This window comes from Pseudomonas sp. B10, assembly GCF_900156235.1.
GTDB classification, from domain to species: Bacteria; Pseudomonadota; Gammaproteobacteria; order Pseudomonadales; family Pseudomonadaceae; genus Aquipseudomonas; species Aquipseudomonas siliginis.
Window position 1 is genome coordinate 2,539,496 of sequence record NZ_LT707063.1, and the last position, 13,003, is coordinate 2,552,498.

Sequence of the window (13,003 nt, forward strand, 5' to 3'; positions counted from 1 at the left end):
GCTAGAAACTTGCCGCTTGTAGCTCCCCGACTGCTAAGCTTCGCGTTTTTTCAGCAAGGCGCCCGCATGTCTTCCTTGAATCAGGCGCTGCGCGCCGCCCTCGATCAACGCCAGGACCTGCTCGCTGCGCTGCACAGCCAGGGCACCGATTGCTATCGGCTGTTCCACGGCAGCCAGGAAGGTGCCGGCGGGCTGACCATCGACCGCTACGGCCCGCAACTGCTGGTGCAGAGTTTTCACCAGACGCTCGAACGTGACGACCTGCTGCAACTGCACGCCATGGTCAACCAGACCCTGGGCTTCGACAGCCTGCTGGTCTACAACGACCGCTCCCGTGGCAACTCGCGGATCGATCGCGAGGACAGCATCTATAAAGCCGATGACGCCGCACTGGCGGATCTGGTCGGGCATGAATGGCGCCTGAACTACCGCGTGCGCGGGCGTCATGCCGGGCAGGATCCGCTGCTGTTCCTCGACCTGCGCAACACCCGTGGCTGGGTCAAGGATCACGCGCAAGGCAAAAGCGTGCTCAACCTGTTCGCCTACACCTGTGGTGTTGGCCTCAGTGCGGCGGCCGGCGGTGCGCGCGAGGTGTGCAACCTGGACTTTGCCGAGGGCAATCTGGCGGTCGGTCGCGAGAATGGATTGCTCAACCCGCAACTGCCGGAGATGCAATTCATTCAGTCCGATTACTTCCCGGCAATCCGCCAACTCGCCGGCCTGCCGATCAGCGTGCGGCGCGGGCAGAAGCTGCCGAGCTATCAGCGCCTCGAACAGCGCCAATACGATCTGGTCCTGCTCGATCCGCCGGCGTGGGCCAAAAGCGCATTTGGCACGGTCGACCTGCTACGCGATTATCAAAGCCTGCTCAAACCGGCCCTGCTGACCACCGCCGACAATGGCGTACTGATCTGCTGCAACAACCTGGCGAAAGTCAGCATGGACGACTGGCGCGAACAAGTGCTGCGCTGCGCCGAAAAGGCCGGCCGCCCGGTGCGCGAATGGAGCGTGATGACCCCGGGTGCCGACTTCCCCTCGCGGGACCAGCAGCCACCGTTGAAGACACTGATTTTGCAGCTCTAATCCCTCAAGCATGAGCGATTACATTCCCCTGTGGGAGCGAGCCTGCTCGCGAAAGCGCAGTGTCAGTCGACTTGTTTTTCACTGAACCAGCGCATTCGCGAGCAGGCTCGCTCCCACCGGGGAGATCTATTCCTACAGAAATTTCTGAACAATCCTGTCCCACATCAAGCACTTCGGAACCAGAATCGCGTGCCATACTCCAAGGCACTCCGATTCAGACAGATGAAGCCGCACATGCCCAAAGGATTGATTCGCGCGATTGGCGCACTGCTGACAGCCCTGGCCCTCTACAGCCTGCTGGGGTTTCTGATCCTGCCGGGCATTGCCTTGCGCGTGGCCAACCAGCAACTGGCCAATTACGCGACGGTGCCGGCGCATCTGCAGCGCATCGAACTCAACCCCTTCAGCCTTGAGGTCACCCTGTGGGGCCTGGTGATCGGCGAGCCGGGCAAGGAGCAGGTCGGCTTCGACCGCCTCTATGCCAACCTGCAAATCGACAGCCTGTGGACCAAAGCGCTGCACCTGTCCGACATCGAACTGGACAAACCCAAAAGCGAAATCCTCTTCGCCAAGGACGGCAAGCTCAACCTGCTGGGCCTGTTCAACGTGCCGCCGAGCGAGCCGACACCCGCCGATCCCGACGCCAAGCCATTCCCGCTGCGTATCGACAACATCAAACTGGCCGGCGGCGTGGTGCATTTCGAGGATATGCGGCCCAGCGAGCCGATCGAATTTCTTTACGACGACCTCAGTTTCGAGCTGAAAAACCTCAGCACCCTGCCCGAGGACAGCGCCGACATGACCCTCGTCGCCATCGGCCCCGCTGGCGGGCGGATCGACTGGACCGGCAATTTCAGCCTGATCCCGTTCACCTCCGAAGGCATCCTGAAAGTCACCGATGGCCAGATGAAATCCTTCTGGCCATACGTGCGTGACGCCGTGCCGCTGGTGCTGGAAAACGGCGTGGTCAGCCTCAGCACCGAGTACAAACTCAACCTGTCGAAACAGACCGAACTGCTGCTGAGCAACGTCGCGGTGAGCATTGCGCCGTTCGCCATCAAGGCCCCGGACGGACGTCCGCTGGCCAGGCTCGAACGCCTCGACGTCAGCGAAACCTCGCTGGACCTGGCCAAGCAGCAAGTGGTGGTCGGCAAGATCCGCAGCAACAAACTGGAAACCTGGGCGGCGCTGGAAGCCGACGGCCAACTGGACTGGCAGAAGCTGTTCGCCAGCCAACCGTCGAAACCGGCTGCCAAAGCCGCTGCCGAACCGGCGGAAACACCTGCCGCCGCCGACTCGCCGAAACCTGAGCCAAGCGCACCGAGCAAGCCATGGCAGGTGCTGGTCAAAGATGTGCAACTGCGCAACTACACGGTTCATCTCGCCGACCGCTCGGCGCAACCGGCGGTGGCGCTGGACATCACCCCGCTGAACGTCGACCTGCAGGATTTCGACAGCCTCAACGGCTCGCCTTTCAAGCTCAAGCTCGACAGCGGTCTGGGCAAGCAAGGCAAGATCAGCGCCGACGGCACGGTCAATCTGGCCCCGGTCAACGCACAGCTCAACGTGAAAACCCAAGACGTCGACTTGCGTGTCGCGCAGTCCTATATCAACCCGTTCATTCGTCTGGAACTGCGCAGCGGCATGCTCGGCAGTGACCTCAAGGTCAACCTGAAGAGCACCGAGCCACTGGCCCTCAGCGTCACCGGCCGCGCGCAGATTGATCAACTGCACACCCTCGATACGCTGAAGACCCGCGACTTCCTCAAATGGCAGCAAGTCGTGGTCGACGGCATCAACTATCAGCACGGCGACAGCCTGTCGATCGACAAGGTCAACCTGTTGCAGCCGTATGTGCGTTTCATGATCAACGACGACCGCAGCACCAACGTCGACGACCTGCTGATCCCGCAACCGGCCGACAGCGGTGCAAAAGGCACCGCAGCCAAACCGGCTGGCAAGGACAAACCGTTGGGCATTCACATCGGTGCGATTGCGATCAACGACGGCTCGGCCAACTTCGCCGACTTCAGCCTGACGCCGAATTTCGCCACCGCCGTGCAGCAGCTCAACGGTCAGATCGGCACCATCGACAGCCGTCAGGCAAAACCGGCCAGCGTCGATATCAAAGGCAAGGTCGACCGTTATGCGCCGGTGACCATCAAGGGTGCGGTCAATCCGTTCGACCCGATGGCCAGTCTCGACATCGCCACCAGTTTCAAGCGCGTCGAACTGACGACCCTGACGCCCTACTCCGGCAAGTTCGCCGGATACCGCATCCGCAAAGGCCGGCTCAACCTAGATCTGCACTACCTGATTACCAAGGGCCAATTGAAAGCCGACAACAAAGTCGTCGTCGAGCAATTGCAACTGGGCGAGAAAGTCGACAGCCCTGATGCGGTGAGTCTGCCGCTGAAGCTGGCGATTGCTCTGCTCAAGGACGTCGACGGCAAGATCTCCATCGAATTGCCAGTGACCGGCGATCTGAACAATCCGCAGTTCAGCGTGATGCCGATCGTCTGGCAGACCCTGCGCAATCTGATCGTCAAAGCCGCCGCCGCGCCGTTCAAGATGATCGGCGGGCTGGTCAGTGGCGGCGGCTCCGAAGACCTCGGCACGGTGTCCTTCGCGCCGGGCTCCAGCGATCTGAGCAAGGACGCCGAAGCGGCGCTGGTGAAACTGTCGCAAGCGCTCAAGGAACGTCCGGCGCTGCGCCTGGAAATCGAAGGCACTGCCGCGAAGAGCAGCGATGGGCCACTGCTCGCCGAGCAACGTCTGGAACGCGAATACCAATACAACTACTACAAGATGCTCCAGCGCCGTGGCGACAAAGTTCCGGCCCAGGCCTCGCTGCTGCAAGTGCCCGAAAGCGAGAAAGGCGCGTTGCTCGAAGGCATCTACCGCACCCGCCTGAAAACCCAGCCACCGGCAGAATGGAAAGACCTGGGCAAGGAAGAGCGCACGGCGAAAATGCGCCAGGGCGTGATCGCGTTCTGGAGTGGCAGCGAGGTGCTGTTGCGACAGTTGGGCCAGGATCGCGCCAGCACCATCAAGGATTACCTGGTCGACAAGGGCAAGCTCGAAGATGACCGCGTGTACTTCATCGACGCCAACCTCGGCGAGGCCGAAAGCGACGGCCGCGTGGTCACGCAAATGCACCTGGATGCCGAATGACCCTGCGTAACTGGCTGGCTGTGCTCGCTCTGACGTGCGCCGCCGGCCACGCGTCGGCTTCGGATACATTGCGCTGCGGCAGCCAGTTGATCAGCCTCGGCGACCGCGCCAGCGAAGTGCTGCAAAAATGTGGCGAGCCGGTCAGTCGCGATGCGCTCGGCTACAAGCGCAGTGCCAATCGCCGCGAAGAGTTCCAGGTCGAGGAATGGACCTACGGGCCGAACAACGGCATGTATCAATACCTGCGCTTCGAAGGCAATCGCCTGCGGCAGATCAACAGCAAACGCGGCAATTAAGCCGAACGAAATTAACCCTGTGGGAGCGAGCCTGCTCGCGAATACGGTCTGTCTACTGACGAACTTGTCGGCTGACACTACGCATTCGCGAGCAGGCTCGCTCCCACATTGGTATTGCCCAAAATAGAACAGGCCCCGACACAAGTGCCGGGGCCTGTAATGGTCACATCCGTGTGACCGTTCGCATGAACTCTAAAGTTGCGGCAGACGTATTGCTCGGCCCGTCTGTCGCGTCTTCTCCCGGTTCAGGCGAGAAGTCTTGCCTTACTCGGCTTTCAGGCCGTCAGCGGAGACCGCTTTAACGCCTTTGATTTTCTTGGCAATGCCTACGGCGACTTCTTTCTGCGACTCGGTTACCGCAGTGGTCGACGACAGGGAAACTACACCCTTGTTGGTTTCGACTTTGATGTCGGTGCCTGGAATGCCTTTTTCGGTAACCAGGTCAGCTTTGACCTTGGTGGTGATCCAAGTGTCGGAAGTAGCTTCTTTAGCCTCGGTAACTTCACCGGCAGCCAGAACCATTGGCGACTGGGTAGCCTGAGCGGACTGGGCGAAAGCGCCACCAGCCATGGTCAGGGTCAGAGCGGTAGCAGCGGCAGTGATAGCGAACTTCTTCATACGAGTAACTCCTGTTTTTACTGGAAGTCTGCTGTAACGCTTGTCAGCAGGGTTACCGGAGATATTGCGAACGCTGTGCCAACTTTTTCGACCGCATAAAATCGTTTAAAAACAAACAGTTATGAAAAACTCTGATTTCCATTTTCATGCAAAATGCATGACGTGCGTGAAAATCACATGCAAGTTGCGGTTTTTTGGAAAGTTCATAAGCTGCTGAAATTATTGGAGCTTTTAAAAACCGTTGCATAATAAAAAGCTCCGCAATTGCGGAGCTTTTTAAGTTGCAGGTGCGTGTCAAACGCCCGGGCAGCTCGTAGTTGTATATTCTTTCGAGCCGGAGAACTTACAGGTCCAGCCAGTGGTAGGACTGCGTGTCAGCGTTACGGTCTGGCCGAGAACAGGCGCTGGAGCGTTGAGCAGCGTACAAGTAATAGTACCCGTCCCATCGGCGACTTTTCCGGAGGCCGCCAACGTGCAATTCTGCGTGGCCGCTGTGCCGCCGTTCACGTTGGTAATGCTCGGGTCAGTCGATCCGGCATTGATCACGTCTTCAAAATTGACCTTAAGAGCTGATGCTTCCGCAATCCCAGCGGTCACCTTCGACCGCGCCTGATACTTCGAATACTGAGGCAGGGCGATAGTCGCCAGAATGCCAATGATCGCCACGACGATCAGCAGCTCGATCAATGTAAAACCTTGTTGTTTTTTCATAGACACGCTCCATGCATGAGTCGAAATCTCATGATCTGAACAAGGCTCAGCACAGCCCATGCCAACGCCTTTCAGGCCCCGCCTGCTGGGCGCGCGCAATTTCCTGCGCCGTTTCCTACAACCCGCAACCGCACTATCTGACACTTTTTGTCACCTGCACCGGCCGTGTTTGGCGCTGTCACTTGACTAGGCTATAAGTCATGAACGGCAAGCGTGCGGAATCCCCATGAATGACATCGCTCTGAGCGGTCTGGCCAAGCAATTGGTCCAGGCCGAACTGCTCACGGAAACAAGCGCCCGGCAATCCTGGGCGCAGGCCCAGCGCAATCGCGTGTCGCTGGTCAATTACCTGGTGCACAACAAACTGGTCAACAGCCGGCAAATTGCCGAGATCGCCTCGGAACATTTCGGCATGGCCCTGATCGATTTGCATTGCCTCGACAAAGAGACTCAGCCCAAGGGCCTGGTCAGTGAAAAACTGGTTCGTCAGCATTGCGCCCTGCCCTTGTGGCGGCGCGGCAACAAACTGTTCGTGGGCCTTTCCGACCCGAGCAATCAGCAGGCGATCAGCGACATCCAGTTCAGCACCGGCCTGAGCACCGAAGCGATTCTGGTCGAGGACGACAAACTCAGCGACGCCATCGACAAGTTCTTCGACAGCCACGCCTCGGGTCTGGAAGAAATGGCCGATGTCGATCTCGACGGCCTCGACGTCGAGTCCATCGATGACAACAAACAGGACGTGATCGGCGGCCTCGATGCCGACGACGCCCCGGTCGTGCGCTTCGTGCACAAAATGCTGCTCGATGCCATCAAGAGCGGCTCTTCCGACCTGCATTTCGAACCCTACGAAAAAAACTATCGGGTGCGCATGCGCACCGACGGCATGCTGCGCGAGGTGGCCAAGCCGCCGATCCAGTTGGCCGGGCGCATTGCCGCACGTTTGAAGGTGATGGCCAGTCTGGACATTTCGGAACGACGCAAGCCCCAGGACGGGCGGATCAAGATGCGCCTGTCGAAAAGCAAATCCATCGATTTTCGCGTCAACACCCTGCCGACCCTGTGGGGCGAAAAAGTGGTGATCCGGATTCTCGACCCGTCCAGTGCGCAAATGGGCATCGACGCATTGGGTTACGAGGCCGAACAAAAGGCCTTGTACCTGGCCGCGCTGAAACAGCCGCAAGGGATGATTCTGGTCACCGGCCCCACCGGTTCCGGTAAAACCGTGTCGCTGTACACCGGGCTGAACATCCTCAACACCGTCGACATCAACATTTCCACCGCCGAAGACCCGGTGGAAATCAACATGGAAGGCATCAATCAGGTCAACGTCAATCCTCGGCAAGGGCTGGACTTTGCCCAGGCGCTGCGCTCGTTTCTGCGTCAGGACCCGGACGTGATCATGGTCGGCGAGATCCGCGACCTGGAAACCGCCGAGATCGCGATCAAGGCTGCGCAGACCGGCCACCTGGTGCTATCTACCCTGCACACCAACAGCGCGGCGGAAACCCTCACGCGCCTGCACAACATGGGCATTCCCGGTTTCAACATCGCCACCTCGGTCAGCCTGATCATCGCCCAGCGGCTGGCGCGCAAATTGTGCGCGCACTGCAAGCGGCCGCTGGACATCCCGCACGAGACCTTGCTCAAGGAAGGCTTCCCCGAGGAACGCATCGGCCATTTCACGATCTACGAGCCGGTCGGTTGCGATCACTGCAACGGCGGTTACAAAGGACGCGTGGGGATTTATGAAGTGGTAAAGAACACACCGGACCTGCAACGGTTGATCATGGCCGAGGGCAATTCGCTGGAAATCGATATTCAGATGCGCCGCGACGGTTTCGCCGATCTGCGCACCTCCGGGCTGCACAAGGCCATGCAAGGCATCACCAGCCTTGAGGAAATCAACCGGGTCACCAAGGATTGAACATGGCGGTCAAGGCAGCGAAAGTCAGCGTTTACGCCTGGGAAGGCACCGACCGCAAAGGCAGCAAGGTCACGGGCGAGTTGAGCGGGCAGAACCCCGCACTGATCAAGGCGCAGCTGCGCAAACAGGGGATCAACCCGGGCAAGGTGCGCAAGAAATCCGCGTCCCTGCTGACCTTGGGCAAACGCATCAAACCGCAGGACATCGCCCTGTTCACCCGGCAGATGGCAACGATGATGAAGGCCGGTGTGCCGCTGTTGCAGTCCTTCGACATCATCGGCGAAGGCTTCGAAAACCCGGCCATGCGCAAACTGGTCGACGAGGTCAAACAGGAAGTTGCCGCCGGTAACAGCTTCGCCACGGCCCTGCGCAAGAAACCGCAATACTTCGACGAGTTGTACTGCAACCTGGTCGACGCCGGCGAACAGTCCGGTGCCCTCGACACTTTGCTCGAACGGGTCGCGACCTATAAGGAAAAAAGCGAAGCGCTCAAGGCCAAGATCAAGAAGGCCATGACTTACCCTACTGCGGTGGTGCTGGTGGCGGCGGTGGTGACCGGCATTCTGCTGGTCAAAGTGGTGCCGCAGTTCCAGTCGGTATTCTCCGGGTTCGGCGCCGAACTGCCGGGCTTCACCCTGATGATCATCAGCCTGTCGGAGTTCATGCAGCAGTGGTGGTGGGCGATTCTTTTTGCGCTGGTGGCAGCGTTTTTCGGCACTCGCCACGCGTTGAAGACATCCCAGGCCCTGCGCGACCGTCGCGATGCCTGGCTGCTGAAGCTGCCGCTGGTGGGCACTTTGATGTACAAGTCCGCCGTCGCACGTTTTGCCCGCACCCTGTCGACCACTTTCGCCGCCGGTGTGCCGCTGGTCGAAGCACTGGACTCGGTCGCCGGTGCCACCGGCAATGTGGTGTTCAAGCGCGCGGTGCTGCGCGTGCGGCAGGACGTCTCGACCGGCATGCAGCTGAATTTTTCGATGCGCAGCACCGGTGTGTTTCCCAATATGGCGGTGCAGATGACCGCCATCGGCGAGGAATCGGGCGCGCTGGATGACATGCTCGACAAGGTCGCCGGTTTTTATGAAGCGGAAGTCGATAACATGGTCGACAACCTCACCAGCCTGATGGAGCCGTTCATCATGGTGGTGCTGGGGGTCATCGTCGGTGGACTGGTGGTGGCCATGTACCTGCCGATCTTCCAACTCGGCTCAGCGATCTGACATGCCTATCGACGAACTGTTTGCCGTGTATCCGCTGGCCTTTGTGGTCAGCGCGCTGCTGCTCGGGCTGGTGGTCGGCAGCTTCCTCAATGTTGTGGTCTGGCGCTTGCCGAAAATGCTTGAGCGTGACTGGCGCCAGCAAGCCCATGATGTGCTCGGCCTGCCCACTGAAACGCCTGTGCCGACCTACAACCTGATGCTGCCGCACTCCGCGTGCCCGCATTGCGGACACCGGATCCGCCCTTGGGAAAACATTCCGCTGCTCAGTTATCTGCTGCTGCGCGGGCGCTGCTCAGGCTGCTCGGCGCCGATCAGCAAACGTTACCCGCTGACCGAACTGGCCTGCGGCGTCCTCTCGGCATTCATTGCCTGGCATTTCGGCTTCGGTTGGCCGGCAGGTCTGCTGATCTTGCTGACATGGGGCTTGCTGGCGATGAGTCTGATCGACTGCGAACATCAACTGCTGCCCGATGTGCTGGTGCTGCCGCTGCTGTGGCTGGGGCTGATCGTCAACAGCTTCGGCGTGTTCGTGGCGTTGCCCGATGCGTTGTGGGGCGCGGTCGCGGGTTATCTGGCGCTGTGGTCGGTGTTCTGGCTGTTCAAACTGCTCACCGGCAAGGACGGTATCGGCCATGGCGATTTCAAGCTGTTGGCCTTGCTCGGCGCATGGGGTGGCTGGCAGATTCTGCCGCTGACGATTCTTCTATCTTCCCTGGTGGGGGCGATATTGGGCGTTGTCATGCTGCGTCTGCGCGCCCAGGAAACCTCGACGCCGATCCCCTTCGGACCCTTTCTGGCAATTGCCGGCTGGATTGCCTTGCTCTGGGGTGGTCAAATAACCGACTTCTATTGGCAGTCTGTCGGTTTGAAATGAATACCCCTGTGGAAAAACCCTGGATTCTCGGCCTGACCGGCGGCATCGGCAGCGGCAAAAGTGCGGCGGCGCAGCACTTCATCGACCTCGGCGTGCACGTGGTGGACGCTGATCATGCGGCGCGCTGGGTAGTCGAGCCGGGGCGTCCAGCGCTGGCGAAAATCGCCGAGCATTTCGGTTCCGGCGTGTTGCAGGCCGACGGCACACTGGACCGTGCCGCCCTGCGCAAACTGATTTTTGAAGACCCCGAACAGCGACGTTGGCTCGAAGCGCTGCTGCATCCGTTGATCGGCGAAGAAATCGCTCATCATCTGGCGCAGGCAAAATCGCCTTACGCGATTCTGGTGTCACCGTTGCTGATCGAGTCCGGGCAATACGCGATGACTCAGCGCATTCTGGTCATCGATGCGCCGCAACAACTGCAGATCGAACGCACCTTGCAGCGTGACCAGACCAGCGAAGCGCAGGTGCAGGCGATCCTCAAGGCGCAATCGAGCCGTGAAGACCGCGTGAGCCGTGCCGACGACGTGATCGTCAACGACCGCGACCTCGCCTGGCTGCACAGCGAGGTCGAGCGTCTGCATCACTTTTATCTGACTTTATCCGGAGGCCAAGCATGAGCCAGATTCCAACCGTTGAATGCCCGACCTGCGGCGCCCCCGTCGAATTCACCCCGGCGAACAAATTCCGTCCGTTTTGCTCCGATCGCTGCAAACTGATCGACCTCGGCGCCTGGGCCTCGGAAGAACACAAGATTCCGGTCGCCCCGGATGCCGAGGACGAGCTGTTTTCCGGCGATTTCGATCCGCGTCACTGATCGCTGATCAGGGCCGCATAAAGCCGTAGTCCTGACTGTCGTCGAGGTTCTCCGCAAGAAAGCGCAACTCGTCGGCCAGGTCTTCGGCATTGCGCACTGCCTTGCTCTGCTGCACCACGGCGCTGAGCAGGGCGCGCAAACTCAGGCCCGGATCAAAGCCCACTTCCTGCGCCAGCTCCAGACTCTGCCGGATTTCCTGCCGCGCCCATTCGTAAACGCCCATGCCACTGCTCCTGAAGGAATTTGCGCGAGCATGAAATCTCTGCGGCCTGGCCGGTTTGATGTGGATCAAGACTTCGGATCGTCGTCCTTCCACGGCGCCGAAAGGTAACGGGTGCGGTTGAAGGTCTCCAGCCATTCCGGGCAGAACACCACCAATGCACTGACGACCATGCCGTTGATAAAGGCCTCGGGAAACAGCAGCAACCACAGGTAGCCGACGAAATCTTCCAGCCATTCCGGCATGGCGAAGAGGCCGTCGTACCACAGCAGCGTCAGGCTGAGGATCAGGCACAACAGGCCGGACAACGCAGCGGCGAAGAAACCGGAACAGAAGATGTAAACGAATGGATTTCGTGGCTGCGCACGCTCCACGAGGATTGCCACGCATTCGGTGATCAGCACTGGCAGCAGAATCAGCAACGCGCCATTGACGCCGACCGCAGCCAGGTCCTGACGGCCCAAAAGCACCAGGCCAATCTGCGCAACCAGCCCGCCGACGATCGCCAGCGGCCAATCGAGCAGCAGCGTCACGGCCGTCATGCCGATGAAGTGATAAGACACGCCAGTGTCGAAATCCCTGCGCACCAGCCACAGCAGAAACAGCGCGAACACCGTGCCGAACAGCAAGTGCTGCCGGCGACTGTCGCTGAACAGCTCGACCCATGGCGCACGCATGATCGCCCAGAGTAGCACCGACAGATAAATCAGCCAGCCGAGCGTCAGGCTTGCCGAGGACAGCAGTTCGGCACCGATCATGATTCCCTCACCTTCTCCATGGGCTTACCGCTTTGTCGCAGTCTACACCGCCGATGTATGTGCACCAGCCGATGCAAAGCTATCTGCTTGTCGCATTTGGACGCTAAGCTTGGGCTTATGGATGATTCAGATTATTTACGCCTGCTGACCATCGCGGCCGAGCAGGCCAATGCGTTCCTGTCCAATGCCCGCAAATGGGAGCGTGAGCGTTGGGTCTGCCAGCGCCTGCTGCAAGGTCTGAACATCCCCTACCGCGCCGACGAATTCGCCCCGGCCGGTGAGCCGCCGGACGTGTTGTTCCGCGATGCCAATTTCGAAGTTTTTTTCGTCCTCGATGAAGGCCGCCGTCTCAATGATGAATGGCGCGACGAATTGCAGCGTCGGCGCAGCGCGTTTTCCCTGAGCCAACTGGTGCGCCGCGAAGCCAAGCCCAAACGCATCCCGGCCAATGAATTTCTCCTGCGTCTGGCGCCAACCCTGCGCAAGAAGGCGCACAACTACAAGGAACGCGGCATGGATCTGGGTGAACTGGACATCATCGCCTTCGCCAGCCTCAAGCGCGAAGTGCTCGACCTCAACAGTCATTTCCCGCCACCGACCGAATATCTGCGTCAGGGCTGGCGCTCGCTGTCGCTGGTCGGCCCGACATTCGCCCGTGTGCTGTTCGCCCACCCCGACGCACCGGACTTTCTGCGCAGCAACCTCGGCCGCAGCATTGTGTTCGACGTGGGCATAAGCCTGTGACGCCGCTGCAGCAGTTGATCGCCGAGGTTCCGCAAACCGGTCGTGTGCGCTGGATCGGTGTGCGTCCAGAATCCCGTGGGCCGATGCTTGAGCTGGACGCGGTCGAGGCGCGGCTGGAAGCCGGGCTCACCGGCGACCACGCCCGCCCGGGCGTTCGCAATGCGCGACAGGTGACGCTGATCCAGTGGGAGCATCTGGCGGTAATCAACGCATTGATGGGCCGTCCCGCTGACCAGCCAGTCCGGCCTGAGGATCTGCGGCGCAATCTCGTTATAAGCGGAATCAATTTGTTTAGCCTGAAGGGGCGGCGCTTTCGCATCGGGCAGGCGATACTCGAAACCACTGGCTGGTGTCAGCCCTGCGCACGCTTGCAGAACAACCTCGGCCCGGGCACGTTTCAAGCCGTGCGCGGGCATGGCGGGATCACTGCCCGGGTGTTACAAAGCGGCATCATTCGCCTCGACGATAGCGTGTGCGTCGAACCGGTTCCGGACAGCGGCTACGCTGCATTCAATCCGGGCTGAAAACCGCTGTAGCCTGTGCTCATTCAGTAACGTCTAC

14 protein-coding genes are annotated in these 13,003 nt (G+C 60.0%); 10 read left to right on the forward strand and 4 right to left on the reverse strand.

The window, feature by feature from the left end:
- Positions 1-66 precede the first annotated feature (66 nt).
- The 3 genes from BXA01_RS11355 (at position 67) to BXA01_RS11365 (ending at position 4,553) form a co-directional block, all read left to right on the forward strand.
- Positions 67-1,083, forward strand: coding sequence for a class I SAM-dependent rRNA methyltransferase (locus BXA01_RS11355; protein ID WP_076564142.1), 1,017 nt, complete (start codon positions 67-69; stop codon positions 1,081-1,083).
- Positions 1,084-1,305: 222 nt separating this feature from the next.
- Entirely contained in the window at positions 1,306-4,257 is a 2,952-nt protein-coding gene (locus tag BXA01_RS11360) for a DUF748 domain-containing protein (protein WP_076564143.1), read from the forward strand.
- Positions 4,254-4,553: a DUF2845 domain-containing protein gene (locus BXA01_RS11365; RefSeq protein WP_076564144.1), complete on the forward strand. Its 300-nt coding sequence runs from the start codon at positions 4,254-4,256 to the stop codon at positions 4,551-4,553. The genes BXA01_RS11360 and BXA01_RS11365 overlap by 4 nt, the downstream gene beginning before the upstream one ends.
- Positions 4,554-4,817: 264 nt before the next feature.
- Here the strand turns inward: BXA01_RS11365 and BXA01_RS11370 are convergent, their stop codons facing one another.
- A complete protein-coding gene (locus BXA01_RS11370; RefSeq protein WP_076564145.1) occupies positions 4,818-5,171 on the reverse strand; it encodes a BON domain-containing protein in 354 nt (117 codons plus the stop codon).
- Between the two features lie 294 nt (positions 5,172-5,465).
- Complete coding sequence (locus tag BXA01_RS11375) at positions 5,466-5,882, reverse strand: pilin (RefSeq protein ID WP_056790436.1); 417 nt, start codon at positions 5,880-5,882, stop codon at positions 5,466-5,468.
- A gap of 226 nt (positions 5,883-6,108) precedes the next feature.
- Between BXA01_RS11375 and pilB the strand changes: the two genes are divergently transcribed.
- From pilB to yacG, 5 genes are read left to right on the forward strand one after another with little or no spacing between them, the layout of a single operon-like run.
- Entirely contained in the window at positions 6,109-7,809 is a 1,701-nt protein-coding gene (gene pilB, locus BXA01_RS11380) for a type IV-A pilus assembly ATPase PilB (RefSeq protein ID WP_076564146.1), read from the forward strand.
- 2 nt (positions 7,810-7,811) lie between these two features.
- Entirely contained in the window at positions 7,812-9,029 is a 1,218-nt protein-coding gene (locus tag BXA01_RS11385; protein ID WP_076564147.1) for a type II secretion system F family protein, read from the forward strand.
- Between the two features lies 1 nt (position 9,030).
- Entirely contained in the window at positions 9,031-9,903 is an 873-nt protein-coding gene (locus tag BXA01_RS11390; RefSeq protein ID WP_076564148.1) for a prepilin peptidase, read from the forward strand.
- On the forward strand, positions 9,900-10,523 hold the full coding sequence (gene coaE / locus BXA01_RS11395) for a dephospho-CoA kinase (RefSeq protein WP_076564149.1): 624 nt from the start codon (positions 9,900-9,902) through the stop codon (positions 10,521-10,523). Before BXA01_RS11390 ends, coaE begins: the two co-directional genes overlap by 4 nt.
- A complete protein-coding gene (gene yacG, locus BXA01_RS11400) occupies positions 10,520-10,720 on the forward strand; it encodes a DNA gyrase inhibitor YacG (protein ID WP_016773149.1) in 201 nt (66 codons plus the stop codon). The genes coaE and yacG overlap by 4 nt, the downstream gene beginning before the upstream one ends.
- 7 nt (positions 10,721-10,727) lie before the next feature.
- Here the strand turns inward: yacG and BXA01_RS11405 are convergent, their stop codons facing one another.
- Positions 10,728-10,943: a hypothetical protein gene (locus tag BXA01_RS11405; RefSeq protein WP_041477815.1), complete on the reverse strand. Its 216-nt coding sequence runs from the start codon at positions 10,941-10,943 to the stop codon at positions 10,728-10,730.
- 65 nt (positions 10,944-11,008) lie between these two features.
- Complete coding sequence (locus BXA01_RS11410) at positions 11,009-11,698, reverse strand: energy-coupling factor ABC transporter permease (RefSeq protein ID WP_076564150.1); 690 nt, start codon at positions 11,696-11,698, stop codon at positions 11,009-11,011.
- A gap of 117 nt (positions 11,699-11,815) precedes the next feature.
- Between BXA01_RS11410 and BXA01_RS11415 the strand changes: the two genes are divergently transcribed.
- The gene (locus tag BXA01_RS11415; protein WP_007909887.1) at positions 11,816-12,442 is read left to right on the forward strand and encodes a DUF1780 domain-containing protein; all 627 of its coding nucleotides are present in this window, start codon (positions 11,816-11,818) and stop codon (positions 12,440-12,442) included.
- On the forward strand, positions 12,439-12,966 hold the full coding sequence (locus tag BXA01_RS11420; protein ID WP_016773146.1) for an MOSC domain-containing protein: 528 nt from the start codon (positions 12,439-12,441) through the stop codon (positions 12,964-12,966). The genes BXA01_RS11415 and BXA01_RS11420 overlap by 4 nt, the downstream gene beginning before the upstream one ends.
- The last annotated feature ends 37 nt before the right edge of the window (positions 12,967-13,003 follow it).

Excerpts from the sequence above, each read along its gene's own strand:
- BXA01_RS11355 (WP_076564142.1), top strand. The coding sequence starts at position 67 with ATGTCTTCCTTGAATCAGGCGCTGCGCGCCGCCCTCGATCAACGCCAG.
- BXA01_RS11360 (WP_076564143.1), top strand. The coding sequence starts at position 1,306 with ATGAAGCCGCACATGCCCAAAGGATTGATTCGCGCGATTGGCGCACTG.
- BXA01_RS11365 (WP_076564144.1), top strand. The coding sequence starts at position 4,254 with ATGACCCTGCGTAACTGGCTGGCTGTGCTCGCTCTGACGTGCGCCGCC.
- BXA01_RS11370 (WP_076564145.1), bottom strand. The coding sequence starts at position 5,171 with ATGAAGAAGTTCGCTATCACTGCCGCTGCTACCGCTCTGACCCTGACC.
- BXA01_RS11375 (WP_056790436.1), bottom strand. The coding sequence starts at position 5,882 with ATGAAAAAACAACAAGGTTTTACATTGATCGAGCTGCTGATCGTCGTG.
- pilB (WP_076564146.1), top strand. The coding sequence starts at position 6,109 with ATGAATGACATCGCTCTGAGCGGTCTGGCCAAGCAATTGGTCCAGGCC.
- BXA01_RS11385 (WP_076564147.1), top strand. The coding sequence starts at position 7,812 with ATGGCGGTCAAGGCAGCGAAAGTCAGCGTTTACGCCTGGGAAGGCACC.
- BXA01_RS11390 (WP_076564148.1), top strand. The coding sequence starts at position 9,031 with ATGCCTATCGACGAACTGTTTGCCGTGTATCCGCTGGCCTTTGTGGTC.
- coaE (WP_076564149.1), top strand. The coding sequence starts at position 9,900 with ATGAATACCCCTGTGGAAAAACCCTGGATTCTCGGCCTGACCGGCGGC.
- yacG (WP_016773149.1), top strand. The coding sequence starts at position 10,520 with ATGAGCCAGATTCCAACCGTTGAATGCCCGACCTGCGGCGCCCCCGTC.
- BXA01_RS11405 (WP_041477815.1), bottom strand. The coding sequence starts at position 10,943 with ATGGGCGTTTACGAATGGGCGCGGCAGGAAATCCGGCAGAGTCTGGAG.
- BXA01_RS11410 (WP_076564150.1), bottom strand. The coding sequence starts at position 11,698 with ATGATCGGTGCCGAACTGCTGTCCTCGGCAAGCCTGACGCTCGGCTGG.
- BXA01_RS11415 (WP_007909887.1), top strand. The coding sequence starts at position 11,816 with ATGGATGATTCAGATTATTTACGCCTGCTGACCATCGCGGCCGAGCAG.